The organism is Streptococcus sp. Marseille-P7375, from assembly GCF_902460365.1.
Taxonomy (GTDB): domain Bacteria; phylum Bacillota; class Bacilli; order Lactobacillales; family Streptococcaceae; genus Streptococcus; species Streptococcus cristatus_I.
In genome coordinates, this window is the sequence record NZ_CABPTR010000002.1 from 119,079 (window position 1) to 145,363 (window position 26,285).

At 43.5% G+C, this 26,285-nt stretch carries 23 protein-coding genes; 7 read left to right on the forward strand and 16 right to left on the reverse strand.

Annotated elements, in window-relative coordinates:
- The first annotated feature begins 7 nt into the window (after window positions 1–7).
- The 4 genes from FZ954_RS05965 (at window position 8) to serS (ending at window position 3,673) form a co-directional block, all read left to right on the forward strand.
- The gene (locus tag FZ954_RS05965; protein WP_005591779.1) at window positions 8–811 is read left to right on the forward strand and encodes a PTS mannose/fructose/sorbose transporter subunit IIC; all 804 of its coding nucleotides are present in this window, start codon (window positions 8–10) and stop codon (window positions 809–811) included.
- A gap of 18 nt (window positions 812–829) precedes the next feature.
- Window positions 830–1,741 carry a PTS system mannose/fructose/sorbose family transporter subunit IID gene (locus FZ954_RS05970; protein WP_148877725.1) on the forward strand — a complete coding sequence of 304 codons (912 nt, stop codon included), beginning with the start codon at window positions 830–832 and terminating at the stop codon, window positions 1,739–1,741.
- A gap of 70 nt (window positions 1,742–1,811) precedes the next feature.
- A complete protein-coding gene (locus tag FZ954_RS05975) occupies window positions 1,812–2,183 on the forward strand; it encodes a DUF956 family protein (RefSeq protein WP_005591777.1) in 372 nt (123 codons plus the stop codon).
- A gap of 212 nt (window positions 2,184–2,395) precedes the next feature.
- Window positions 2,396–3,673: a serine--tRNA ligase gene (gene serS, locus FZ954_RS05980; protein WP_005592303.1), complete on the forward strand. Its 1,278-nt coding sequence runs from the start codon at window positions 2,396–2,398 to the stop codon at window positions 3,671–3,673.
- A gap of 286 nt (window positions 3,674–3,959) precedes the next feature.
- On the opposite strand, the gene FZ954_RS05985 is transcribed toward serS, so the two are convergent.
- Entirely contained in the window at window positions 3,960–5,918 is a 1,959-nt protein-coding gene (locus tag FZ954_RS05985; RefSeq protein WP_187423337.1) for a peptide ABC transporter substrate-binding protein, read from the reverse strand.
- A gap of 279 nt (window positions 5,919–6,197) precedes the next feature.
- Here FZ954_RS05985 and pbp3 point away from each other — a divergent pair, with 279 nt between their 5' ends.
- Window positions 6,198–7,475: a D-alanyl-D-alanine carboxypeptidase PBP3 gene (gene pbp3, locus FZ954_RS05990; RefSeq protein WP_148877727.1), complete on the forward strand. Its 1,278-nt coding sequence runs from the start codon at window positions 6,198–6,200 to the stop codon at window positions 7,473–7,475.
- 193 nt (window positions 7,476–7,668) lie between these two features.
- On the opposite strand, the gene sufB is transcribed toward pbp3, so the two are convergent.
- The 9 genes from sufB to FZ954_RS06035 all read right to left on the reverse strand — a co-directional run bounded on the left by sufB (window position 7,669) and on the right by FZ954_RS06035 (window position 17,798).
- Window positions 7,669–9,081, reverse strand: a complete 1,413-nt coding sequence (gene sufB / locus FZ954_RS05995; protein ID WP_125383452.1) for a Fe-S cluster assembly protein SufB — start codon at window positions 9,079–9,081, stop codon at window positions 7,669–7,671.
- Between the two features lie 17 nt (window positions 9,082–9,098).
- On the reverse strand, window positions 9,099–9,536 hold the full coding sequence (sufU, locus tag FZ954_RS06000) for a Fe-S cluster assembly sulfur transfer protein SufU (protein ID WP_002902442.1): 438 nt from the start codon (window positions 9,534–9,536) through the stop codon (window positions 9,099–9,101).
- Complete coding sequence (locus FZ954_RS06005; protein ID WP_148877728.1) at window positions 9,523–10,755, reverse strand: cysteine desulfurase; 1,233 nt, start codon at window positions 10,753–10,755, stop codon at window positions 9,523–9,525. The genes sufU and FZ954_RS06005 overlap by 14 nt, the downstream gene beginning before the upstream one ends.
- Before the next feature lie 40 nt (window positions 10,756–10,795).
- Window positions 10,796–12,058: a Fe-S cluster assembly protein SufD gene (gene sufD, locus FZ954_RS06010; RefSeq protein ID WP_148877729.1), complete on the reverse strand. Its 1,263-nt coding sequence runs from the start codon at window positions 12,056–12,058 to the stop codon at window positions 10,796–10,798.
- A 41-nt stretch (window positions 12,059–12,099) separates the two neighbouring features.
- Window positions 12,100–12,870 carry a Fe-S cluster assembly ATPase SufC gene (gene sufC / locus FZ954_RS06015; protein WP_005591767.1) on the reverse strand — a complete coding sequence of 257 codons (771 nt, stop codon included), beginning with the start codon at window positions 12,868–12,870 and terminating at the stop codon, window positions 12,100–12,102.
- A gap of 83 nt (window positions 12,871–12,953) precedes the next feature.
- A complete protein-coding gene (locus FZ954_RS06020; RefSeq protein WP_125446084.1) occupies window positions 12,954–14,126 on the reverse strand; it encodes a glycosyltransferase family 4 protein in 1,173 nt (390 codons plus the stop codon).
- Window positions 14,117–14,860 (reverse strand): adaptor protein MecA, encoded by a 744-nt coding sequence (mecA, locus tag FZ954_RS06025; protein WP_148877730.1) that lies wholly within the window; start codon window positions 14,858–14,860, stop codon window positions 14,117–14,119. The genes FZ954_RS06020 and mecA overlap by 10 nt, the downstream gene beginning before the upstream one ends.
- A 111-nt stretch (window positions 14,861–14,971) precedes the next feature.
- Window positions 14,972–15,814, reverse strand: coding sequence for an undecaprenyl-diphosphate phosphatase (locus FZ954_RS06030; RefSeq protein WP_005591764.1), 843 nt, complete (start codon window positions 15,812–15,814; stop codon window positions 14,972–14,974).
- 88 nt (window positions 15,815–15,902) lie between these two features.
- A complete protein-coding gene (locus tag FZ954_RS06035; protein ID WP_148877731.1) occupies window positions 15,903–17,798 on the reverse strand; it encodes a DUF2207 domain-containing protein in 1,896 nt (631 codons plus the stop codon).
- Window positions 17,799–17,928: 130 nt separating this feature from the next.
- Between FZ954_RS06035 and FZ954_RS06040 the strand changes: the two genes are divergently transcribed.
- Complete coding sequence (locus tag FZ954_RS06040; protein ID WP_148877732.1) at window positions 17,929–19,494, forward strand: ABC transporter substrate-binding protein/permease; 1,566 nt, start codon at window positions 17,929–17,931, stop codon at window positions 19,492–19,494.
- Window positions 19,491–20,231 (forward strand): amino acid ABC transporter ATP-binding protein, encoded by a 741-nt coding sequence (locus FZ954_RS06045; protein ID WP_045500703.1) that lies wholly within the window; start codon window positions 19,491–19,493, stop codon window positions 20,229–20,231. Before FZ954_RS06040 ends, FZ954_RS06045 begins: the two co-directional genes overlap by 4 nt.
- Before the next feature lie 93 nt (window positions 20,232–20,324).
- Here FZ954_RS06045 and FZ954_RS06050 read toward each other — a convergent pair whose 3' ends face one another.
- The 6 genes from FZ954_RS06050 to FZ954_RS06075 form a co-directional block, all read right to left on the reverse strand.
- A complete protein-coding gene (locus FZ954_RS06050) occupies window positions 20,325–20,540 on the reverse strand; it encodes a hypothetical protein (protein WP_001130035.1) in 216 nt (71 codons plus the stop codon).
- A 110-nt stretch (window positions 20,541–20,650) separates the two neighbouring features.
- A complete protein-coding gene (locus FZ954_RS06055) occupies window positions 20,651–21,547 on the reverse strand; it encodes an SPFH domain-containing protein (protein WP_148877733.1) in 897 nt (298 codons plus the stop codon).
- A 93-nt stretch (window positions 21,548–21,640) separates the two neighbouring features.
- The gene (gene ilvA / locus FZ954_RS06060; RefSeq protein WP_148877734.1) at window positions 21,641–22,891 is read right to left on the reverse strand and encodes a threonine ammonia-lyase IlvA; all 1,251 of its coding nucleotides are present in this window, start codon (window positions 22,889–22,891) and stop codon (window positions 21,641–21,643) included.
- Between the two features lie 66 nt (window positions 22,892–22,957).
- A complete protein-coding gene (gene ilvC, locus FZ954_RS06065) occupies window positions 22,958–23,980 on the reverse strand; it encodes a ketol-acid reductoisomerase (RefSeq protein WP_005591758.1) in 1,023 nt (340 codons plus the stop codon).
- Between the two features lie 65 nt (window positions 23,981–24,045).
- Entirely contained in the window at window positions 24,046–24,522 is a 477-nt protein-coding gene (ilvN, locus tag FZ954_RS06070; RefSeq protein WP_005591757.1) for an acetolactate synthase small subunit, read from the reverse strand.
- Window positions 24,515–26,215 (reverse strand): acetolactate synthase large subunit, encoded by a 1,701-nt coding sequence (locus tag FZ954_RS06075; RefSeq protein WP_148877735.1) that lies wholly within the window; start codon window positions 26,213–26,215, stop codon window positions 24,515–24,517. Before FZ954_RS06075 ends, ilvN begins: the two co-directional genes overlap by 8 nt.
- Between the last annotated feature and the right edge of the window lie 70 nt (window positions 26,216–26,285).

Sequence of the window (26,285 nt, forward strand, 5' to 3'; positions counted from 1 at the left end):
TTAAAACATGTCTATTATTTCTATGGTTTTAGTAGTCTTTGTTGCCTTCCTAGCTGGTCTTGAAGGTATCCTGGACCAATTCCAATTCCACCAACCATTGGTTGCATGTACCTTGATCGGTCTTGTAACTGGTAACTTAACTGCTGGTGTTATCCTTGGCGGATCTCTTCAAATGATCGCTCTTGGTTGGGCAAATATCGGTGCTGCTGTTGCACCTGATGCTGCCCTTGCTTCTGTTGCTGCTGCTATCATCATGGTTCAAGGTGGAGATTTCACTGACAAAGGTATCACAGTTGCAACTACAATCGCGATTCCTCTTGCCGTAGCTGGTCTCTTCCTTACTATGATTGTGCGTACTATCTCTGTTGCCTTGGTTCACGCTGCAGACTCTGCTGCTAAAAAAGGCGACTTTGCTAGCGTTGAACGCGCGCACTTTGTAGCTCTCCTTCTTCAAGGACTTCGTATCGCGATCCCTGCAGCCCTTCTTCTTGCTATCCCCGCAGAAGCAGTGCAAAAATTGCTTGCTATGATGCCTGATTGGTTGGCAGGCGGTATGGCTGTCGGCGGGGGAATGGTTGTTGCCGTTGGTTACGCTATGGTTATCAACATGATGGCAACTCGCGAAGTATGGCCATTCTTTGCTATCGGTTTTGCTCTTGCTGCTGTTAGCCAATTGACTTTGATTGCCCTCGGTGCTATCGGTGTAGCAATCGCCCTTATCTACCTCAACCTTTCTAAGAAAGGCGGAAACGGTGGTGGCGGTTCTGCTACATCTAACGACCCAATCGGCGATATCCTAGAAGACTACTAAGAAAGGAGCTGCTATATCATGACTGAAAAAATTCAATTATCTAAATCAGACCGTCAAAAAGTTTGGTGGCGTTCTACTTTCTTGCAAGGTTCTTGGAACTATGAACGTATGCAAAACTTGGGTTGGGCTTATTCTTTAATTCCAGCTCTCAAGAAACTTTACACTAAAAAAGAAGATCAAGCTGCTGCTCTTGAGCGTCACTTGGAATTCTTCAATACTCACCCATACGTTGCTGCTCCAATCATCGGTGTAACACTCGCCCTTGAAGAAGAAAAAGCAAATGGTGCAGAAATTGACGATGCAGCTATCCAAGGGGTTAAAATCGGTATGATGGGACCTTTGGCTGGTATCGGTGACCCAGTCTTCTGGTTCACAGTTCGTCCGATCCTTGGAGCACTCGGTGCCTCTCTTGCTTCAACAGGGAACATCATAGGACCAATCCTCTTCTTCGTTCTTTGGAATGCGATCCGTATGGCCTTCTTGTGGTACACTCAAGAATTGGGTTACAAGGCTGGTTCTGAAATCACTAAAGACATGTCTGGTGGTATCCTCCAAGACATCACTAAAGGTGCTTCAATCCTTGGTATGTTTATCTTAGCTGTATTGGTTGCACGCTGGGTAAACGTTAGCTTTGCGCTTCAATTGCCATCTACAAAACTCTCTGAGGGAGCTTACATCAACTTCCCTAAAGGTGCTGTAACTGGCGAGCAACTTCAAAAAATCTTGGGTGATGTTGCAGGCGGATTGAGCTTGACTCCTGAAAAAGCAAATACCCTTCAAGGACAAATTAACTCTTTGATTCCAGGTTTGATGGGACTTCTCCTTACCTTCCTCTGCATGTGGTTGCTTAAGAAGAAAGTTTCTCCAATCACAATCATCATCGGACTTTTCGTTGTTGGTATCGTTGCCCGCGTTATTGGTTTGATGTAATCAAAAAGAAGGTTTCGGCCTTCTTTTTATTATGGTATAATAGCTATAGTATTTAAAAGGGAGATGTTCTATGGCGCAATCGCAAAATAAATCGATTGAATTTCAAACGACAGGGGTTTCCTATCTGGGTTTAGGTGGCAAGGTTGGGAAGTTTTTAGTTGGTGATGTTGCACTGGAATTCTACGCCGACGCTAATGTAGAAGACTATATCCAGCTACCTTGGTCTAGCATCCAGCAGATCGGTGCCAATGTCTCTGGAAAAAATGTCAGTCGCCATTTTGAAGTCTTTACAGACAAGGGCAAGTTTCTCTTTGCCTCCAAGGACACTGGAAAGATTCTCAAAATTGCACGGCAACATATCGGAAATGAGAAAGTTGTCAAATTGCCTACCTTGATCCAAACAATTGGCCAATTCTTTAAAAATCTATTTGCAAAAAAATAGAAAATCCTGTATAATCTAGGAAACGGATAAGTAAGACTATCGCTTCTTTCAGAAAGTCTGCGGGTGCTGCGAGCAGATAGGAGCCTAGTGTGAAATTCTACCGTTGTAAAACAACTACATACATAATCAAGTGCACACCTGTGAAGTTGGATGGAACCGCGGCCTAGCCGCTCCAACAGTCTCCTCGGTGTGCTTTTATTTTTGGAGGTCTTATGTTAGATTTAAAACGTATTCGGACAGACTTTGATGCTGTCGCAGAGAAATTAGCTACCCGTGGTGTAGCAGCTGATGTGCTCAATCAAATGAAGGAAATTGACGAGCAAAGACGTGATTTACTGGTGAAAGTAGAAAATCTCAAAGCAGAACGCAACACCGTTTCTGCAGAGATTGCCCAAGCCAAGCGCAACAAAGAAAATGCAGATGACAAGATTGCAGCCATGCAAAAACTATCTGCCCAAGTCAAGGACTTGGATGCTACTTTAGCTGAATTGGATGCTAAACTAACCGAATTCACTACAACCCTGCCAAACATTCCACACGATAGCGTGCCAGTCGGAGCAGACGAGGATGACAATGTAGAAGTCCGCCGTTGGGGTACACCTCGCCAATTTGACTTTGAAGCTAAGGCTCACTGGGATTTGGGCGAAGATTTGGACATCTTAGACTGGGAACGTGGCGCAAAAGTTACTGGAGCCCGCTTCCTCTTTTACAAGGGATTAGGAGCTCGATTAGAGCGCGCCATCTACAACTTTATGCTAGACGAGCATGGCAAAGAAGGCTATACGGAGGTCATCACTCCCTATATGGTCAACCATGACTCTATGTTTGGTACTGGCCAATATCCTAAGTTCAAAGAAGATACCTTTGAGCTAAGCGATACCAACTTCGTGCTCATCCCAACTGCCGAAGTTCCACTGACCAACTACTATCGAGACGAAATTCTAGATGGCAAGGAATTGCCAATCTACTTCACAGCTATGAGCCCATCTTTCCGCTCTGAAGCTGGTTCTGCTGGTCGTGACACACGTGGTCTGATCCGCCTGCACCAATTCCACAAGGTTGAAATGGTGAAATTTGCCAAGCCAGAAGAATCTTATGAAGAGCTGGAAAAGATGACTGCCAATGCAGAAAACATCCTGCAAAAGCTCAATCTGCCTTACCGTGTCGTTGCTCTTTCTACTGGCGACATGGGCTTCTCTGCTGCTAAAACCTACGACTTGGAAGTCTGGATTCCAGCTCAGAACACTTACCGTGAAATCTCTAGCTGCTCTAACACAGAAGATTTCCAGGCTCGTCGAGCACAAATTCGCTACCGTGACGAAGCCGATGGCAAGGTCAAACTCCTCCACACTCTAAACGGGTCTGGATTGGCTGTCGGACGTACAGTAGCTGCTATCTTAGAAAATTACCAAAACGAAGATGGCTCTGTAACCATTCCTGAAGTCCTACGTCCTTACATGGGCGGCTTGGAAGTCATCGCACCAAAATAAACAATGAAAGGTCCGAAACAATCGGACCTTTTCTTATACTCCTTAAGGAGAAACTCAACAGTTCAGAAAGAGAAACGAAATATAGGATTTTCTACTTTAAAAAGAGGCTGGGACAAAAGTCCTAGCCTCTCAATTGTCTTTGGATTGTCGAGCAAGGCGCAGTGGTTGAGTGGGCTCTACTACGCTGATTTCATCAGCTTTTACAGCCCTACTCAACTGTGCGGAGGTGGGACGACGAAATCGAATTCTAACGAATTACCGATTTCTGTCCCACTCTCCTTTTCTGTTACTTAACGTGACTTGCTAACTCTTCTTGAGCTTTTTTATTTGATTCTTCTTTTTCTTTTTCCCATTTTTTCAAAGCCTTTTGATAATCAGCTACTGTCAGAACCTTATCTTGAAGCTCCATTCCCTTAAATACATAGACATCACCCTTGATACCTACATAAGAGTAGGCTTTGGTAAATGGTACGACCTTTTGAACCATTGGTGAAGCGCCTGCAGAAATAGATGGAATGACAATAGAACTATCTGTTAACCAAGCCTGCGCTGCTGCATATTTCGTATAGCGAGCATTGGTGTCTTGCTTTTCTGCATCTGCCTGATCCAAAAGCGCTTTGTAGTCCGTTAAACCAACCTTGGAAGCAAGATCTTGGTTTTGGCCTTTTGTCAGACCAATATTGTCCAAGATATCCCCTGTCTCTGGGTTAAAGATATTCAAATAAGTCACTGGATCTTGATAGTCCGCTGACCAACCAGACATATTGAGGTCATAGTCCTTTTGGGCAGCTGTTTCTGCGAAGTAAGTAGAGTTATCAAAATCGTCTGATGACATTTGATGCACGTCAATCACAACGTTTTCTTGGCCTAGAGCTGCCTCAACAGATTGTTTGAAGGAGTTGGTCCGCTGCACCATGATTTTATCAGTTTGGTCAACTGGTACATCTAGATGAATTGGGAATTCAACTCCCTGTGCTTGCAAAGCTTCTTTTGCCTTAGCAAATTCTGCCTTGGCCTTATCTGGGTTGTAAATGCTGTCTTGAGCATCAGCTAATTTGACACCTTTCCATTCATCCCCATAAGAAGCCAACTGTGATTCAACAACATCCGAGAAGTCCTTGCCATCTACTTGCACAAAACTAGGAGGCACAAGCAAGCTTCTGATAATTTTCGTTGCTCCTTCATTACCATTCATCTGGGCACCAAAGGATTTACGGTCAAAAGCAAAGTTGATTGCTTGGCGGAAGTCTTTATTTTGAATTGCTTCTTTGCTGGCAGCTTTTTGGGCATCTGTCTTAGAAGTGTGGCTATAAGCCTGACGATTCAAGTTAAAGGCATAGAAATAGCTAGTTGAGTTTTGTGGAGTAAAGATGATGTTGTCCTTGTATTTCTTTTCTACTGATGCGTAGTTTGAGCTAGTCGGATAGAGACGAGCTTGTGTGTAAGCACCATCAGTAAAGTTACGGATCAACGACTCTTGGTCAGAACCATCGTAGTAAGTCAACTTGACATCTTCGATCTTCACATTGTCCTTGTCCCAATAGTTTTGGTTTTTAGAATATTCGATAACAGACTTAGAAGTAAATGACTTTAATACATATGGACCATTGTAGAGGATACCGGAAGGTTTCACGGTACCAAAGTCTTTGCCTTCTTTCTTCAGAAATTCTTCGTTAATCGGGAAGAGAATGCCCATCGTTGTCTTAGAATTCCAATAGCTTTCTGGCTGATTCAGAGTGTATTGAACTGTATTGTCGTCGATTGCCTTGACACCGACAGTAGAGAAATCATTGCTTTCTCCTTTGATATAAGCATCCAAGCCCTTGATAGAGTTTTGCACGATTGGTAATGCTTCTGATTTTTCATCTGCAGCGTGCTTGAGCCCTGTGACAAAATCTTGTGCCTTGACAGCAGCATACTCTTCACCTTCTGCTGTGTACCATTTAGCATCCTTACGCAACTTATAAGTATAAGTTAGGCCGTCTTTGGACACAGTCCAGTCTTCAGCCAATGAAGGGACAAGATTCCCATATTGATCATTTTCTAAAAGACCGTCGACCAAATTGGCAATAACGTCAGAAGTGGAGGCGCGATTGGAGTTTACATAATCCAATGTATCTGGATCTGTATTATAGACATAAGAATATGTCTTTGCCGAGCTGGTGCTTGACTTGCCACAAGCAGCTAAGAATAGCGCTGATGCTGCAACCAAACCAGTAATAGCCAACCATTTAGATTTTTTCATGAGCAAATCTCCTTCTTTAGATTATGTATTATTATACATCATTTCCAGACAAAAACAAGTCTTATTTAAGAAAATTTTAAAATTCTATGCATTTTTCTTATTTTTATTGAAACAAAGTATAGGAAAATTTTTATGCATTTTCATATATTTTCATAAACATGCATAAAATCTTATAAATAAAAATTTGTTCAATATTTTACAAGGATTCTTGAATAGGATTATCAAAAATATCGGCTTTTTTATGTTACAATAGATTTATTACTAATCTAGGGGAAAGAAATGAAAAAACTTTTTATATTTCTACTGCTATTCTCTGGTCTGATTGCCAAGCCTGTTCTGGCAGATGACTATGAAATTGCCGCTAAAAGCGCCATTGCTGTCGATGCAAACTCAGGAAAAATCCTCTATGAAAAGGAGACTACAAGCCCACTAGAAGTCGGTGCTATTACTAACATTTTGACTGCTTATCTGGTTTACGAAGCCATTGCTAATGGCAAACTGAGCCTAGAAACTGAGGTTGATATTTCTGATTATGCTTACCAGCTGACAGTAAATCCCTCTATCGCGAACCTGCCTCTGGAAGCGCGACGCTACAAGGTAAAGGACTTGCTGAATGCCTCTCTTTTGGCCAGTGCCAACAGCGCCACTATCGCTCTGGCAGAAAAAGTTGCTGGAAGTGAAGAAAATTTTGTCAAAATGATGAAAGCCAAACTCAAAGAATGGAATATTTCTGATGCAACCATTGTAAATGCTACTGGTACAGATATTCGTTTACTAGATGGTTCGCTAGACACTACTAATACCGAAGAGGAGGCCGCAGAGAATTCTAAAAGCAAGAAAAAACAAGAGACTGTCAATAAGTTCAGTGCTTATGATATAGCTGTGATTGCTTCACATCTGATCGATGACTACCCAGAGGTCCTTGGTATCACTTCCAAATCTCATGTGAATTTTGCAGGAATCCAACTAGAAAATCCCAATTTAATGTTGGAAGGCTCTCCTAGTTTTCGGACAGGAGTGAAGGGCTTGAAGACAGGTGGGTCCAAGCAGAATGGTGTCTCATTTGTCGGCGTAACAAGTGAAAAAGGGATGCGATTGATCACAGTCGTTTTAGGGGTCGCACAGGAAGATAACGACCCTAATACTCGTTTTGGCGTTACATCTAGCCTAATGACCTACGTTACGCAAAATTTTTCTCCGACAGTCTTGGTCAAAAAAGGGGAAAGATACAACAACTCCCAAGTAGCTATTAGAGACAGCCAAGAGGATAAGGTCGCTGCAGTTGCCAGTGAGGACCTGGTAATCCTAGAACGGATAGCCAATCAGGCTGAACATAAAGTTACCTTTACTCCAAGTTCACAGGAGCTGCAGGCACCCTTGAAAAAGGGTAGTGTAGTGGGCACCCTCACTTATACAGATTCTGAGCCAATCGGCCAGGGCTACATCGAAAATAAGAAAACTTCTATTTCTATGGTTACAGAAGAAAAGGTTGAAAAAGCTATCATTTTCAAAGTCTGGTGGAACGACTTCATCCGCTTTGTCAATGAGAAGTTATAAAAGAAATACCGCGAATCAATTGATTCGCGGCTATTTGTATACTTTGTAAACGTTTAAAGTAATCAAAAAAAGTTCTTTGAGGGGTAATTAACAATATAGTATTCTGCTACTGTTTAACAGGTCCTCTGAATTTTTTAAACACTTTGCTTAAGCAAAGATTTATTCACAATTAAAAAGAGGCCAACGCCTCTTTTTATCCAACAGACCCTTCCATTTCATAGCTGATGAGACGGTTCAACTCAACAGCGTATTCCATTGGCAGTTCCTTGGTGAAGGGCTCGACAAAGCCCATGACAATCATTTCTGTTGCTTCGGATTCCGATAGGCCACGGCTCATGAGGTAGTAGAGCTGCTCCTCTGAAATCTTAGAAACCTTAGCTTCATGTTCCAAAGCCACTTGCGAGTTGTGAATTTCATTAAATGGAATAGTGTCTGAAGCAGACAAGTCGTCCATGATAATAGTATCACACTCGATATGGCTGACAGATTTCTTAGAATTGCGAGCAAAGGTCACTTGTCCGCGGTAGTCTACCTTACCTCCGCCCTTAGCAATGGACTTGGAAACAATAGATGAGCTAGTATGTGGCGCATTGTGAATCATCTTAGCCCCTGTATCCTGATGCTGACCAGCATTGGCAAAGGCAATAGAAAGCATGGTACCACGCGCCCCTTCTCCATCAAGGTAAACAGATGGGTACTTCATGGTTGTTTTGGCACCCAAGTTTCCGTCAATCCACTCAACTGTCGCATCTTTCATGGCCCGTGCACGTTTGGTTACCAAGTTATAGACATTATCAGACCAGTTTTGGATGGTCGTATAGCGCATATAGGCGCCGTCAAGGGCAAAGATTTCAACAATAGCTGCATGTAAGCTGTTACTTGAATAAGTAGGCGCTGTACATCCTTCTACGTAGTGAACACTTGCTCCCTCATCAACGATAATCAAGGTCCGCTCAAACTGACCGGAATTTTCATTGTTGATACGGAAGTAGGTTTGAAGCGGAATGTCTACCTTAACACCTTTTGGCACATAGATAAAGGTACCACCAGACCAGACGGCGGAGTTGAGAGCTGCTAGCTTGTTATCTGTTGGAGGGACTAGCTTAGCAAAATACTGCTTGAAGAGCTCTGGGTATTCCTTAAGAGCTGAGTCGGTATCCGTGAAAACGATTCCTAGCTTTTGGAACTCTTCCTTCATATTGTGGTAGACCACTTCGGACTCATACTGGGCAGCTGCACCAGCAAGGTAAGCTCGCTCTGCTTCTGGGATCCCAATCCGCTCAAAGGTTTCCTTGATCTTCTCAGGCACTTCATCCCAGCTTCTAGCTGGCTTATCAGAGGCCTTTTGGTAATAAATCAAGTCATCAAAATTAATTTCTGACAAATCCGGCCCCCAAGTCTGCATCGGCATCTTTTTGAAAACCTCGTAGGACTTAAGGCGGAAATCCAACATCCACTCTGGTTCACCCTTGGCTGCAGAAAGCTCACGAATAACCGCTTCATTCAGCCCTTTCCCTGTCGAGAGAACAGGCTCAACATCGTCATGGAAACCAAACTTGTACTCACCGAGATCAATTGGTTTTGGTTCTACTCTTTCTTCTGACATAATTTCCTTTCACATTCTTACTTTTTATCTTCTTCAATTGCTCGCTTGAGGGCATTCCAACCCAAGGTCGCACACTTAATCCGCTGCGGGAATTTGGCAACGCCAGCTAAAAAGGCTCCATCTCCCAATTCTTTCTGGCGACTGTCTTCTTGGCCCTGAACCATCTGTGAGAAGACTTCTGCTAATTCCAAGGCCTGCTCTTTTGTCTTGCCCAGAACCGCATCCGTCATCATGCTGGCCGAAGCCGTTGAGATAGTACAGCCGGAATTCACAAAGGCAATATCCTCTATCTGATTTTCAGCATTAAACTTCACTGACAAACTGATAACATCACCACAGGTCGGATTATTGAGGACTACCTGCTCCACATCTTCCAGTTTCCCATGATGATGGGGGTGAGCCGAGTGATCGGTCACAACCGCCTTGTAAAGACTGTCTAACTTAGAAAGCGCCATTGAAAAACTCCTTTGTCTTTTCTAAAGCATCTATCAACTTGTCACAATCCGCATAGGTATTGTAGATATAAAAGCTGGCCCGCACAGTCGCTGGCACCTGCAGGTAGGTGAGCAAAGGCTGAGCACAATGGTGACCCGCCCGAACAGCCACTCCTTCGTAGTCCAGAGCCGTTGCGGCATCATGTGGATGGAGACCATCCAGGTTAAAGGCAATCACGCCTGAGCGCTGGGCCAAATCCTGAGAGCCATAAATGGTCAAGCCTTCCACTGCCCGTAACTTAGGAAATACGTAGGCAATCAAGTCCTGCTCATGCTGAGCAATGGCATCCATGCCCAGCTCTTCCAAATAATCAATGGCCGCCGCAAGACCGATTGCACCTGCCATATTTGGCGTACCGGCCTCAAACTTCCAAGGAAGCTCCTTCCAGGTCGCTTCCTGCTCATAGACGAAATCAATCATTTCGCCGCCGAACTCGACTGGTGTCATCTGCTCTAGCAGCTCTTCCTTGCCATAGAGAACTCCGATACCAGTCGGGCCTGCCATCTTATGCCCCGAAAAGGCGAAGAAGTCCACATCCAAATCCTGCACATCAATCTTCATGTGCGGAATGGATTGAGCTCCATCCACCACCAAAAGTGCTCCTCGCTGATGAACCAGTTGGGCAATCTCCTTGATGGGATTGATGACACCGAGGACATTAGAAGCATGAGCCAGAGAGACAAACTTGGTTCGCTCATTGAGCTTGGCACGGAAATCTTCCATATCCAGAGCACCGTCTTTGAGATAGACATAGACCAACTTGGCTCCAGTCTTCCTACAAGCTTCCTGCCAAGGGATGACATTGGAATGGTGCTCCATGATAGAAATCAGCACTTCGTCACCAGGCTGCAGCCTTTCAGCCGCAAACTGAGCCACCCAATTGAGACTCGTCGTGGTTCCTCGCGTAAAGAGGACTTCTCTGCTAGAAGCCGCATTGATAAAAGAGCGAACTCTTTCTCTGGCTGCTTCATAGGCTGCTGTTGCCCGCTCGGCCAGCGTATGCACACCACGGTGGACGTTGGCATTGTCTCTAAGATAGTAGTTTTCGATAGCTGCCAACACCTGCTTGGGTTTCTGGGTTGTCGCCGCATTGTCCAAATAAACCAAAGGCTCATCATTGACAATTTGGTCCAAAATGGGAAAATCTTTCTTGATTGCTTCTGCATTAAATCCAGACATGAAGACTCCTATCTACTTACGCGGGACAAGGCCCAGCTTTTTATCTTTTTGCGAGAATAATATCGATATTTTCAATCATTTCATCACGGACTTCTTTAACAGGGATTTCCACAATCACTGAGCCTAAGAAGCCACGCACGACCAAACGTTCAGCCGTCGCCTTATCAAGACCCCGACTCATGAGGTAATACATATCCTCCGGATCAACCTGACCGATAGAAGCCGCGTGACCAGCTGTCACATCGTTCTCATCAATCAAGAGAATTGGATTTGCATCTGAGCGCGCTTGGTCAGACAGCATGAGAACCCGGCTTTCCTGCTGGGCATCTGCTCCCTTAGCCCCTTTGATAATATGGCCGATACCATTGAAGGTCAGCGTTCCTTTTTCCAGGATAACCCCGTGCTGTAGGATATTTCCGATAGAGTTGCAGCCATAGTTAGTCACTCGGGTGTCAATTCCCTGAACCTGCTTGCCACTTGAGAGCGCCACTACTTTCATATCCGCATGGCTTCCATTACCGTAAAGGTCGCTATCAAAGTCAGCCACGACATTGCCTTCGTTCATAACGCCGATAGCCCAGTCAATCATGGCATCATTATCCAACTTACCGCGACGGCTGATATAAGCCGTCACATTTTCGCCCAAACGATCAATAGCGGAAAACTTAATCTGAGCTCCAGCCTGGGCAATGACTTCAACGGTGATATTGGCAGTTGCTAGAACAGTTCCCTCACCGTAAGTTTCCAAGCGTTCCAAGTAGCTAACCTTTGAATGCTTGCCTGCGATAATCAAAATATGCTTGTTAAAAGGAACATCGCTTTCGCTATCCTGATAAAAAATTCCTTCAATCGGCTGGTCAATCTCAACATTATCCGGTACATAAAGAACCGCACCGCTGTTGAAGTAGGCCGTATGGTAAGCCGCCAATTTATCCTCGTCATACTTGACTGCGGACATGAAATGCTTCTCTACCAACTCTGGTATCTCTTCCAAAGCAGAGTGGAAATCAGTGAAGACCACACCTTGCTCTGCCAAATCAGCTGGCAATTGCTCAAGGACAGTTTGGGTTCCCATTTGAATAAACTTGAGATTGTCTCCAAGAGCCGTGAAATCTGGCACATTAGTCAAAGGCTCGCTATCCGAAATACGGCCGTCACCCAGATTCCAGCGGTGAAATTTGACCCGCTCAATAACTGGCAAGTCCAGTTGATCAATCTTGTCAAAAGCCTGCTGACGGAGATCAGCCAACCATACTGGTTCTGCGTGAACTTGTGAAAATTCGTGAATCAATTCTTTTGTCATGTCATTCTCCTATCTTTTATCAAAGTCAAAAGAATGTTTGACTAGACTTCTTCAGTATAGTTGAAGCCCAACTCTTCAGCCAATTTGGCATAGCCTTCTTTTTCCAAGCGAACTGCCAGTTCTGGACCGCCAGAAAGAACAACTTTCCCCTCCATCATGACATGAACTACGTCTGGAGTGATATAGTTGAGCAGGCGTTGGTAGTGGGTGATGATCATAGCGCCAAAGCCTTCGCCGCGCATAGCATTAACCCCTTTAGACACGACCTTGAGAGCGTCGATATCCAGACCTGAGTCAATCTCATCCAAAAGCGCAAAAGTTGGCTCTAGCATGAGCAACTGCAGGATTTCATTACGTTTTTTCTCACCACCTGAGAAACCTTCATTAAGGTAGCGCTCAGCCATCTCTTCCTTCATGTTGAGCAATTCCATCTTTTCATCTAGTTTAGTAATGAAGTCGCGGACAGAGATTTTTTCATCGTCTTCCTTGCCAGCATTCATGGCCGCACGGAGAAACTCTGCATTGGTAATACCAGGAATTTCACTAGGATACTGCATCGCAAGGAAGAGTCCCATACGAGCCCGTTCATCCACTTCTAGCTCCAAGATATTAACCCCATCAAAAAGCACCTCTCCTTGAGTTACTTCATAGTTAGGATTTCCCATAATAGCTGCAGACAAGGTAGATTTCCCTGTTCCATTTGGACCCATGATGGCTGCAACTTCTCCCGTTTTCAGAGTAAGATTTACTCCTTTGAGGATTTTTTTTCCTTCAATTTCAACATGAAGATCTTTGATTTCTAAGACAGACATTTCTTTTTCCTTTCTTTGCTTAGCTGATTTACATACTTTAGTATACCAAAAAAAAGCCCAAAAGGCTTTTATTTTGTTTAGAACTATTCTTGTTTGTGTTTCTTTTGGTATCTCTTCTCTCGAACTTCTTCTCGATAAGAAGAGTTTCCGATAAAGCGTAGGATATTGAGCAGAGGCGTCCTCTGTGGACCCAGAACACCTATTAGTTCTACCAAGAGTTCGACACCTAGCAGAAGACCAATTACGAGGAGGAGTCCACCGATGCGGGTTGATACATTTAGCAGGAGAGAAATCATTGAGAAAATCATAGAAATCCCATAGATAACCAGAACTGTTCCCCGATGTGTCAGCCCCAAGGACAAGAGCCTATGATGAAGGTGGTGACGGTCAGGCTGGTAAAATTTCTGACCTGACAAAGTTCGACGAACGATTGCCAAAAAGGTATCGGTAATTGGTACACCCAAGATAATCATAGGCGTTACAATCGCTACCGCTGTCGCATTCTTCAAGCCTTGTAGAGACAGGACCGAAATCATAAAGCCAATGAAAAGAGCCCCCGTATCCCCGCCATATATAATGGCTGGATGATAATTGTAAGGAAAGAAGCCAGCAATAGAGGCCACTAAAACCAAGATGGTCAAAGTCAGAAATAAATTATGACCCGGCAAGAAAAAGTAGGAAACAATGCCCATGGTTAGCAAGGAAATAATGGAGACCCCGCTAACAAGGCCGTCTAAACCATCCATGAGATTGACCGCATTAGTAATAGAGACAATCCAGAGAATGGTCAGAATAAAAGATAGCCAAGGTGGGAAAAAAAGATGGGGACCACCAAACGGAATCTTAAAGTCATCCAAGCGGAAATCCGTCAGCCACCAAATCAGACAGGCAGCTAGCACAATCCCCCCTAACTTCATCAGAGGACTTAATTCTTTAATATCATCGATAAGCCCTGTCAGGGCAACAATCAAGCCCCCCAACACCACCGGCCAAATATAGTCAAAATAAGTCTGTTCAAAAAAAGTGACGCCAACAATCTGCGGCATGAAGACCAAAGTTGCCAAGGTAAAAGCCGTCACAACTGCCAGACCGCCTGCACTCGGCATGGGCTTCTTATTGATTCGTCGAGCATTAGGATAGTCGACTGCATCCATTTTAAAAGCCAAGAGGCGAACGAGGGGAGTCAGCAAAACTCCGACAAAAAATGTCGCTAGTAGCACCAAAATGAACTTCAATGGAAAAGCAATCATAAGCATTCAACTTTCTGCAACTGTTGGATGGCTTCTGTCACCAAAAGCAGACGTCCGTGTTCTTGTAGGACAGCACGAGTAATATCTGTATCCTCAGCAAATTCCCGCATTTTAGACAGTAACCAAGCTGGATAGAGCTCTGGTTGCTCTTCCAAATCTACCAAAATAGTCAGGTAGTAGGCAGAGTCATATTTATAGAGTTCTGACAGGTCTATTGGATAGTCAACCGTTTTGGCGAAAGAAACTGCACTCTGCAAATTAGTAAATGACAAAATATAGTAGACATAACGATCTAGATTTTCTTCCCTATCTTCTGAAGAATCTACAGAGGCCTCCTGATCAGCCTCTGCTGCTTCTAAAGATTTGACTGCCTCAAGGTCATCCTTACTCTTTTCAAAGATATTTTTCTCTAAAGTCTTTAAGAACTCATCTGGAGACATCTGACTGAGCTCATCCATGTCTGGTAGATTGCCCAAATCTTCAAAATTCAAATTCTTATCAATCTTGGATCTCGTCACAAAGACATCCAACTTGTCTGGCTTAGGCGTCACTCGAAAGCTTAGCATGCCACTGTCCAAGAAGCTTTCCGGCATTTCCAACTCATCCAAAATAGTATAGAAAAATTCTTCTGTTTTTTCTTGGGGAACTAGGAAATCCGCGATTTCCATTCCGTGTTCTTCTAGATCTTCCAACTGGATGGTGATTTTAATCGTCGAATCATTAATCTGTTTCACTTCCATCTCATCAACCTCATACTTTCATAGTCTTTCTATTATACTAAAATTCTAAACTTATTTCAAAAAAATAACTGGTCAAATAAGAAAAGGCTGGGAAAATTTCCCAAGCCCTGATTAGCCAATAATGACCTTAATCAGACCGTAAACCAAGAGCAAAACTCCGAGTCCGATCCGATATTTACCAAAGATTGTAAAGTCATGATTCTTGACATAGTCTGTCAGGAAGCGAATCACATAAAGACTGACACCGAAGGCCACTCCCATCGCTACCAATAAAAGGAATAATTGATCGAAACCTAAAGAATTACCCTTGATAATAAATTTCAGGATTTTCAGCCCACTTGCACCAAACATGATTGGAATACCTAAGTAGAAAGTGAACTCTGTCACAACTGGTCGACTGACACCATTCAAGAGACCACCGACAATGGTCGCACCTGATCGGCTAGTTCCTGGAAAGAGGGACAAGACTTGGAAAAGACCGATATAAAGGGCTGTTTGATAAGGAAGTCTACTCAATTCTGTAACAGTCGGTTCCACCTGCTCTCGTTTTTCCAGATAGATAAAGGCAGCCCCGTAGATAATCAGCATGATCGCGACGGATACCAGATTATAAAAATGCGCTTCAAACCAATCATCTAGGAAAAGACCGATGATTGCAGCTGGCAAAGCAGCAACGACTACCTTGGCCCAGAGCTGCCATGTCAGCTGAATTTGACGAGCTGTTTTCCCTGGCTTAAAAGGATTGAGCTTATCAAAATAAATCACCACAACCGCCAAGATAGCTCCCAGTTGAATGACAACATTGAACATTTCCATGAAGGCTGGATTTTCATTTTTATACTTGATAAAGTCTTGAATCAGAATCAAGTGGCCGGTACTCGAAATGGGTAGCCACTCTGTAATTCCTTCAACAATTCCATAAATAATGGACTTTAAAATTTCAATAATAAACATACATAACTCCTAAAACAACTTTAACATTTATTATACCACATATTGGAGGAGAGGAAAAGCTTTCTCAAGGGCTTTAGCAAGCTTTTTATCAAAAGGCTCCGCCACCTCCGCCTCCACCGCCACCAGAGAAGCCACCTCCTGCTCCCCCTCCTGATGAAACAGAAAAATGACTGGCCGTCGAGGCAATGTGTCCATAATTTGAAAAACTATGGGAGCTTGCGTAGAAAATAGGATGAAGATTATATTGTAGATAAGTATTCATAGACGCGTTTTCCAAGGAAATCTGACGCAGCTTCATGACCCGACTAACCCGATCCGCATAGCCAAATAGGGTAGCATAGACCAAAAGTCGGTTCCACAGGACAATGCCCTCTACCTCGGTATCGTATAGGCGAGCGATGTAGCGTAGCATATTCGCAAAGCTATTCCAGAGATAGAAATCATGGGCCCCCTCATCGCTCAAGACACCATCCCGCTGATATAACTGCAAGGCTCTGCCCAGCAGAACGGTCAACACCGAAGCGACAGCTGCAAGCGGAAGATAGGACCAAATAAAACCGTCTAGCTTGATCAAATAGATAAAAAATGTCAAGAGAGACAAGCCAAAAGCAAGGAAACTTGCCATTAGAGCCAACCACAAGAGAAGCTTTTCTCCTCGTTTCAAAGGACGATAGTGATCCAGCAAGTTTAGCTCCCGAATCTCCTTTAATACTTGTTCAGACAAAAGGTTTAAATCAGTTGAAAAGCGATTTTTTATTCGATTTCCAATTTGGCGGATTCGTGCTTCATCTGTTGATTTTTTATTTTTATAAAGATCTTCTGAAATCTGATAAGATTCAAACAAGTCTGCTACAGCTGTCTGTTTATGGTCACCAAATGCCATCTGTAAGAATTGACCTTCAAACTCTGACAAACCTTTTTTAGAAGTTGGTTTCAAGATTGGCTTGTCTGCAGTTCCTAAAAGCTCGATATAGCCTCGATCCATCAAATCCAGCAAGGTCGCCTGCACCAAATTTTCAAATTTCAATGCGGCTCGTCCGCCACTGGTCGGATCGACTTCCCTCATATCCACAGCAAAGATATTGGCCGCTACAATGAGCGGAGCCAGATCTTGCGGAGCTTCATAGAGGCGAGCATCTTTTGGAAAAGCTTGGCTAGGACGAATCTTAACTCGAAAGATCAAATAAAATATTCCCGAAAGCATCAGCAAGAACAACCCCAAAAGAGGCAGATAAACTTCCCCCAAGCGATGATAAAACTGGCTCTTGGCTACAATCTCTTTCTCAACTGCTTGAAAAGTCTGTAGATAGTTGGTTGCTTTTGGATCCTCTACTGCCTGATGTAAGGCTTGGCGATGCCAATATCCATGCAGTTCAACCTTCTTCCTGCTAGGCAAATGAGATAGCTGTATCCGATAATCACCTCGGTCCCTATTTATAGTAGCCGATTGGCCAAAATAACCTGTATGAACATACATGTCTGTTAGAGACCAAGTTCCCAAGCCCCAAACCTTAATCGTCACATTTTGCAGCTCTTCTTCCCAATCACTGATTGGAGTCCATTTGAGCTCTGCAATATCTTTATGAAGAAACAGAAGATTGGTCAAGTTCCATGTGACTGTTACTTTGACCGTATCGCCTTCTTTACCCGCATTGTAAATCTTAACCTCGTAGCCATCTCCTAAATCCGTGACTCGTGGTTCAAAGTCATATTTTACGACTCCATTCGTTTTCACAGAAACTTTTGGATCTGAATCAATAGCAAAGCCTTCTGGCATCTTTCCTGCTGAGCCTAGGGAAACCATCTGGCCATTGTAATCATCATCAAAATGATAAGTCACCTCTTCTGTATAGGTAGCTGTATTATCGGCGTGGATCTCCAAATCTCCATTATAAGACTGGATTTGATAGTCTAAAGCTGACACCGTTCCAGCAAAAAATAAACTCAAAAAAAGAATAAAAATCCCTGACAAGTACCTTTTCATAAACCAAAGTCCTTTTCTAAATCTTTATCCTATTATAGCATTTTTCTCAAGTAAGGGCTTACCGGGATTGAAAAGTCGAATATTTTTCGGTAGAATAGAAAGAACTATTTTAGAAGGACTAGGAGAGAATATGAAAAAATTCATTTTAACCTTATTGACAGCCCTCCTCGTCTGTCTGGGGACCTTTACCGTAGCTCAGGCGGATGATTATCTCAGAATTGGGATGGAAGCGGCCTATGCCCCTTTCAACTGGACCCAAGATGATGATTCGAATGGCGCTGTTAAAATCGAAGGAACAAATCAGTATGCCAATGGTTACGATGTCCAAGTTGCTAAAAAGATTGCTCAGGAAATGGGCAAGGAGCCTCTAGTTGTAAAAACTTCTTGGAACGGACTGATTCCAGCCTTGACATCTGGTAAAATCGATATGATTATCGCTGGTATGAGCCCAACTGCCGAACGGAAAAAAGAAATCGCCTTTTCTAACAGCTACTATACTAGTGAGCCTGTTATGCTGGTTCGAAAAGACGGCAACTACGCTAATGCTAAGACCCTCAAAGACTTCAAGGATGCTAAAATCACCTCTCAGCAAGGTGTCTATCTTTACAATCTGATTTCTCAACTGCCAGGTGCTAAGCAAGAGACCGCCATGGGAGATTTCGCCCAAATGCGTCAAGCTCTAGAATCCGGTGTTATTGACGGATATATTTCTGAACGTCCCGAAGCTCTGACAGCTGAAGCTGCCAACTCTAAGTTCAAGATGATCCAATTTAAAGAGGGCTTTGAGGTTGGCGAAGAAGATGCCTCTATCGCTGTCGGTATGCGTAAAGACGACAGCCGAATCGAGCAAGCTAATGCAGCTATCGCTAAACTCTCAACGGATGACCAAGTCCAGCTGATGGATCAGATGATTAAGAAGCAGCCGGTGGACACCGATACTGACGATGCTGAAGATACATTCTTCAACAAAGTTTTTAAAATTTGGAAGGAAAATTGGCCTCAGTTCTTACGCGGAGCTGGTTTGACCTTGCTTATTTCCATCACAGGGACGATCGCTGGTCTCCTCATCGGTTTGTTGATTGGGGTCTATCGGACAGCGCCCATTTCAAAAAATAAGGCTCTAGCCTTCCTGCAAAAACTATTCGGTTGGTTCCTTAATGTTTACATTGAAATCTTCCGTGGTACGCCTATGATTGTACAATCCATGGTTATCTACTATGGAACAGCTCAGGCCTTTGGTATTTCGATTGACCGGACGGCTGCAGCCATCTTTATCGTTTCTATCAATACTGGTGCCTACATGAGTGAAATTGTCCGCGGTGGTATCTTTGCCGTTGATAAAGGACAATTCGAAGCGGCTACTGCCCTCGGAATGACCCACGGCCAAACCATGCGCAAGGTCGTCCTACCACAGGTAGTTCGCAATATTCTGCCTGCAACGGGGAATGAATTTGTCATCAATATCAAGGATACATCTGTCCTCAATGTTATCTCCGTGGTGGAGCTCTACTTCTCAGGAAATACCATTGCAACTCAGACTTATCAGTATTTCCAAACCTTCACTATTATCGCAGCTATTTACTTTGTCTTGACCTTTACCGTCACTCGAATCCTTCGTTTCATCGAGCAGAAATTTGACACAGATCATTACACAACAGGTGCCAACCAAATGCAGACGGGAGAATTGAAACAATGACCGAAACAATTTTAGAAATCAAAAATCTCAAAAAATCCTATGGAGAGAACCAAGTCTTGAAAGACATTTCTCTGACTGTCCGCAAGGGCGAAGTTATCTCCATTATCGGAAGTTCTGGTAGCGGAAAATCAACCTTTCTCCGCTCCATCAACCTCCTAGAAACACCTACTGCTGGCGAAATTCTCTACCGCGGGAAAAATGTCTTGGACGAAAACTACGACCTGACTCACTACCGCGAAAAATTAGGCATGGTGTTCCAAAGTTTTAATCTTTTTGAAAATCTCAATGTGCTGGAAAACACCATCGTAGCTCAGACAACCGTACTCAAAAGAGAGCGTGCTGAAGCAGAAAAGATTGCCAAAGAAAATCTGGAAAAGGTCGGTATGGGTGAGCTCTACTGGCAAGCCAAGCCTAAACAACTCTCAGGTGGACAAAAGCAGCGGGTTGCCATTGCACGTGCGCTTTCCATGAATCCTGATGCCATCCTTTTCGATGAGCCAACTTCAGCTCTTGACCCAGAAATGGTCGGCGAAGTTCTGAAAATCATGAAGGAATTGGCTAAAGAAGGCCTGACTATGATTGTCGTGACCCACGAAATGGAATTTGCCCGTGATGTTTCCAGCCGTGTTATCTTTATGGATAAAGGCGTCATCGCAGAAGAAGGCACTCCACAAGAATTCTTTACCAATCCTAAAGAAGAACGAACCAAGGAATTCCTACATCGCTTCTTGAAATAAACAACCAATCAAACAAACAAGACGGAAAAAGATACATCCGCCTTGTTTTTTTATTCGCAAAATAAAAAAGCGGGTTTCCCCACTTTCCGAAGATTAGTCTTCAAACTTTTCATGATTCTTATCGTAGAAATCAATCAAGCCAAGAGCTGTTTCAAAAGAAATATTCTTTACTTTTGCACGTCCTTGAGCAAGAGCAATAATTGACATTTCACGCGCGTTTGTTTCTTTACTAATACGGTAACCTGTAATTTTTTTGTCACGAACCCATCCAACGACTGACTCTACTTTTTCAAAATTTGATTTAGCCATTTCTTACTCCTCTCTAACTTATTTCGAATACTAATATAATGGTTTTTATACAGTTTGTCAACTTAGAAAAACCAAAACAAACAAATTAAATAATTCTGAATATTCTATATTTATTTAGCTTTGAGGGCTGAAAGGATCTGGGTGCGAATACTCTCCACTCCATCAGGATTTGCTGGAAGGAAGATTGTATTATTTCCTTGCTTATCTGCAAAATTATTCAAGGTATCTAAATATTGGTTAGTCAAGAGGATGGACATAATCTGTTCTTCTGTCAATTCAACATTGGCGCCTTTGAGCTCCTTAATTGAATCTGCTAAGCCATCTACGATTGCCTTCCGCTGCTCTGCAATACCGACCCCATGAAGACGATCTTTCTCAGCCTCAGCTTCTGCAGCAGTTACAATTTTAATCTTATCTGCTTCTGCCAATTCCTGAGCTGCCACGCGCTTGCGTTGAGCTGCGTTGATTTCGTTCATAGACTGTTTAACTTCTGCATCTGGCTCAACCTTGGTAATCAAGGTCTTGACAATGATGTAGCCATAGGTTGACATTTCTTCTGCCACTTGCTTTTGGACTTCTAGGGCAATTTCGTCCTTCTTTTCAAAGAGCTCGTCCAAGGTCAGCTTAGGAACAGAGGAACGCAGAGCATCTTCGATGTAGGACTTAATCTGCGCTTCTGGCCGCATGAGTTTATAGTAAGCATCTGTAACATTGTGTTCATTTACCCGATACTGGGTCGCCACATTCATGGTCACAAAGACATTATCCTGAGTCTTGGTCTCAACAATAATGTCGCTTTGTAGCAAACGCAACTGAACACGAGCGGCGATTTTGTCAATTCCCAAAGGCAAACGGACATTCATCCCACTTGTACTAGTCTTGTGGTAACGACCAAAACGCTCAATGATGGCAACAGATTGCTGGCGCACGACATAAAGCGAGCTAAGTGCCAATAGACCACAAAGAAGGACAAAAATGAGAAAGAAGAAAAAGAAATTCAGTAACATAATCGTATCTCCTTAATTTAATATAGTATATTCTAGCACAGTCCTCACTCACTTGCAATTAAAAAGTGGGATTTTGCTAAAATATTTTTAGGATCAGACTAACATGTTGTAAAGCGTTTCATTTCCGTTTAGATTGATGAAGGAAGGATCAAAATGCTCGATTCGATTGATCAGACCCGCATAGTCATGCTTATTGGCCAAGGCAATCCCAATCAGGACCGGTCCGGTTCCTTTGCTGGCCCGCTTGATGTATTCAAATCGAGTGATGTCATCATTTGGCCCTAAAATATCATTTACAAATTCACGTAAGGCACCTGGCCGCTGCGGGAAGTTTACTACAAAATAATGCTTGATGCCATCATAGATGAGGGCACGCTCTTCCATTTCAGGCATACGGTTAATGTCATTATTTCCGCCCGAAATGATACAGCAGATAGTTTTTCCTTTGATATATTCTCGCAACACCTCCAAGGCCGCCACGCTAGCTGCACCAGCAGGCTCTGCGATGATTCCTTGTTTAGAATAGAGATCAATCAAGGTTTCTGAAATCAAGCCTTCATCAACCCCGATAAGTGTTTCTACATTCTTCTTCGTCGCTTCATAAGTAGAGGCCCCTACCTTTTGAACTGCGATACCGTCCGCAAATTTGTCAATTTCATTGAGTTTGACAGGACCGCCTGCTTCAAAAGCTGCTCTCATACTGCGGGCTCCATTCGCCTCTACTCCGATCACTTCAATTTGTGGCTGGCTTTCCTTGATGTAAGTGGATACTCCTGCGATGAGACCGCCGCCTCCTACTGGTACCAAGACCAAGTCTAAATTGATGGACTCCCGAGCTGTATCTTCTAGGATTTCATAAGCAACCGTTCCCTGACCTGCTTGAACATGAGCATCATCAAAAGGATCAATGAAAGTCCGATTTTCCATCCGTGTGAATTCCATAGCAGCCCGAGCAGAAGCATCAAAAGTATCTCCTACTAGCTTAATCGTAACAAAATCACCACCAAAGAAACGAACCTGCCCAATTTTTTGCTGAGGAGTTGTGATGGGCATAAAAATAGTAGCTGGAATTTTCATTTCATTACAAGTGTATGCGACACCCTGAGCGTGATTGCCCGCAGAAGCGCAAACAACCCCACGTTCTCGCTCTTCCTTGCTCAACTGAGAAATGGCATAATAGGCACCACGTATTTTGAAAGAACGAACACGTTGGGCATTTTCCTTTTTAAGATAAATCTTTGCCCCGTACTTCTCTGACAAGTAATGATCATAATCAAGCGGTGTATTGACAACAACATCTTTTAATACCTTATGAGCACGGACGATATCTTTTGCTGTTAACATTCATTTTCCTTTCCAAATGAGGTAAACAAACTCAGCTGGGATTCCAGCTGAGTTTTCCACACAATCTTAGTTGTAGATCTTGAAAGCATCGTCGTCGTTTTTACCAACGAATGGCATTGCTTTACGCAATTCCGCACCGACTTTTTCAATTTCAAGGTTAGCTGCTTGTTCACGGTAAGCAGTGAGTTTTGGACGTCCAGCTTTATAGTCATTTACAAAGTCATTTGCAAATTTACCATTTTGGATATCTGCAAGAACTGCTTTCATGTTTTCTTTGACTTGCTCAGTAATCACACGTGGACCTGATACATAGTCACCGTATTCAGCAGTGTTTGAAATAGATTGACGCATTTTCTTGAATCCACCTTCATAGATCAAGTCAACGATGAGTTTCATTTCGTGCAGCACTTCAAAGTAGGCCAATTCTGGAGCATAGCCTGCTTCTGTCAAGACTTCAAAACCTGCTTCGATAAGGGCAGTCAAACCACCACAAAGTACAGCCTGTTCACCAAACAAATCTTCTTCAGTTTCTTCTTTATAAGTTGTTTCAAGCAAACCAACACGAGCTGCACCAACACCTTTACACCAGTCCATCGCGATGTCTTTGGCATTCCCAGTCGCATCCTGATATACCGCGTAAAGAGCTGGAACACCGAAGCCTTCTTCAAAAGTACGTCGAACCAAGTGACCAGGACCTTTTGGTGCACACATGAAGACATCTACATCTGCAGGAACTTTGATAAATTCAAAGTGGATATTGAAACCATGAGCAAATCCAACTGCATTACCAGCTTCCAAGTTAGGAGCGATTTCTGTTTCGTAAAGTTCTTGTTGGATTTCATCTGGAGCCAAGATCATGATAACATCAGCCAATTTAGCTGCTTCTGCTACTGTGTACGTGTCAAAGCCATCTTCTTTAGCTTTGTCAAATGACTTACCAGGACGAACACCGATAATCACATCATGACCTGTATCACGCAAGTTTTGTGCATGAGCATGACCTTGTGAACCATAACCGATAACGGCGATTTTTTTACCGTCAAGCGCTGCTACTTTTACATCTTTTTCGTATTCCATTGTTACTGCCATAATGTTTACTCTCTTTTCTATTTTTTATTGCCTTATAGGCTTGTTTAACAAATTAAAGGTTTCGTTTAATCACGGGTAAAGCCAGTTGCCCCAGTCCGTGCGATATTGCGAATGCCGTAAGGACGGATGACTCGTAAGAGCGCTTCGCTCTTTTCTGCATCGCCCGTCATCTGGATAGTGATTGAGCTTGGTGCCACATCTACTACCGTTGCCCGGAAAGGCTGGATAATGGCCAAGATTTCTGCACGCTTAGCAACTGGTGCCGATACCTTGATCAAAATAACTTCTCGCTCTAGGTGAGGATGATCTGTAATATCTCGCACCCGAATCACATCAATCTGGCGATTAAGCTGCTTGATAATCTGCTCCACTTCATTGAGGGAATTTACATCAATGATAATGGTGATCCGAGAAACATTTTCATCCTCAGTCGCACCGACAGAGATACTTTCGATATTGACCTGACGTCTGGAAAGCACACCCGTGAAGCGATTCAGAACACCCGAACGATTTTGGAGTTTAGCTGTCAACATTCTACGCATGGAACTTCACCCCCAACATCTCATGATTGCTCTTGCCAGCTGGCACCATTGGAAGCACGTGCTCCTTGCGAGAAATATCTACCTCGATAAACATCGGTATATCTTCCTTTAGGACTTCCAAATCTTGAGCAATGGTCTCTGGATTATCAAATTTATAGGATTTGACACCATAAGCCTGAGCCATCAGCTGAAAATCTGGCAAACTGTCAAAGACTGACTCGGAGGTACGACCATCATAGAAAGCTTCCTGCCACTGGCGAACCATACCTAGCGAATGATTATTGAGCATGATGACCTTAATCGGAATCTTGTAGATATTTAGGATGGCCATCTCTTGATTGGTCATCTGGTAGCCGCCGTCTCCAACGAAGAGAACCACATCTTTATCTGGATTGGCAATCTTGGCTCCAATCGCTGCTGGAACACCAAAGCCCATGGTTCCGAGACCGCCAGACGTGACGAGCTGACGTTCGTTGCGATAAGGATAATACTGGGCTGTCCACATTTGGTGCTGGCCGACGTCCGTCACCACAATAGCATCGCCCTTGGTCAACTCACCCACGCGCTCAATAACAGCCTGAGGTTGTACGACACGCTCTTTCTTATCATAGGAGCGTACCCGCTCCTTGTCTCGTGTCACCTTTTCTATCCACTTGCTGGTATTGTTGTGCACTTGCTCTTCTTCAAGCAACATTTGCAAAGCTTTCTTGGCATCTCCTACAATAGGAATATCTACGCTGATGATCTTACCAATTTCTGCTGGATCGATATCAATGTGGGCCACCTTAGCACTTTTAGCAAAGGTCTTAGGATTACCAGTCAGACGGTCATCAAAACGACATCCAATGCTAATCATGAAGTCCGCTTCCGTCATCGCAATATTAGCCGCGAAAGAACCATGCATACCACCCATACCTAAGAACAAAGGATGATCTGTCGCAATCGTTCCCTGACCCAACAATGAGGTCACTACTGGAATCTGATACCGCTCTGCAAAAGCAACCATCTCCGCTGCTGCCCCTGCATAGCTAATACCACCACCAGAAAGAAGAACAGGTTTTTTAGCCTTAGAAAGCTGTTTAAGAATCTTCTTAATCTGTAATTCATTAGGCTCAATTGTTGGTTGATAGCTTGGCAGATGCAACTGAGTGTCATAGATAAAGTCCGTATCCAGAGCTGAGACATCCTTTGGCAAATCAATAACGACTGGCCCTGGACGACCTGTGGTCGCAATATGAATAGCCTCCGTAATGATTCTTGGTATGTCTGCCGTCTCCCGTACCTGATAATTGTACTTAGTGATGGGAGTAGTAATACCGACAATGTCGGCTTCTTGAAAGGCATCCTTACCAATACCTGGCGTCGCTACCTGCCCAGTAAACACCAAAAGGGGAACACTGTCACTCATAGCGTCGGCGATCCCAGTAATGGCATTGGTTGCCCCCGGACCACTGGTTACAACGGCCACACCAATTTTCCCAGTAGACTTAGCGTAGCCTTCTGCTTCATGAACACACCCCTGCTCATGGCGACCAAGAATATGGCGGATACCTTTAAAGCTATAAATAGCATCATAGAGGGGCAAGACTGCACCACCAGGATAGCCAAAAATAGTATCAACACCAAGATTCTTCAAGGTTTCCAAGACCAGCTGCGAGCCGGACTTAGGAGTTTCTAATTGGATTCTTTCCATATTTCCCCTTTCATTTATTTACAATTTTCTAAAAATTCAAAAAGCTTTCTACTATGATAACATTTTTGAA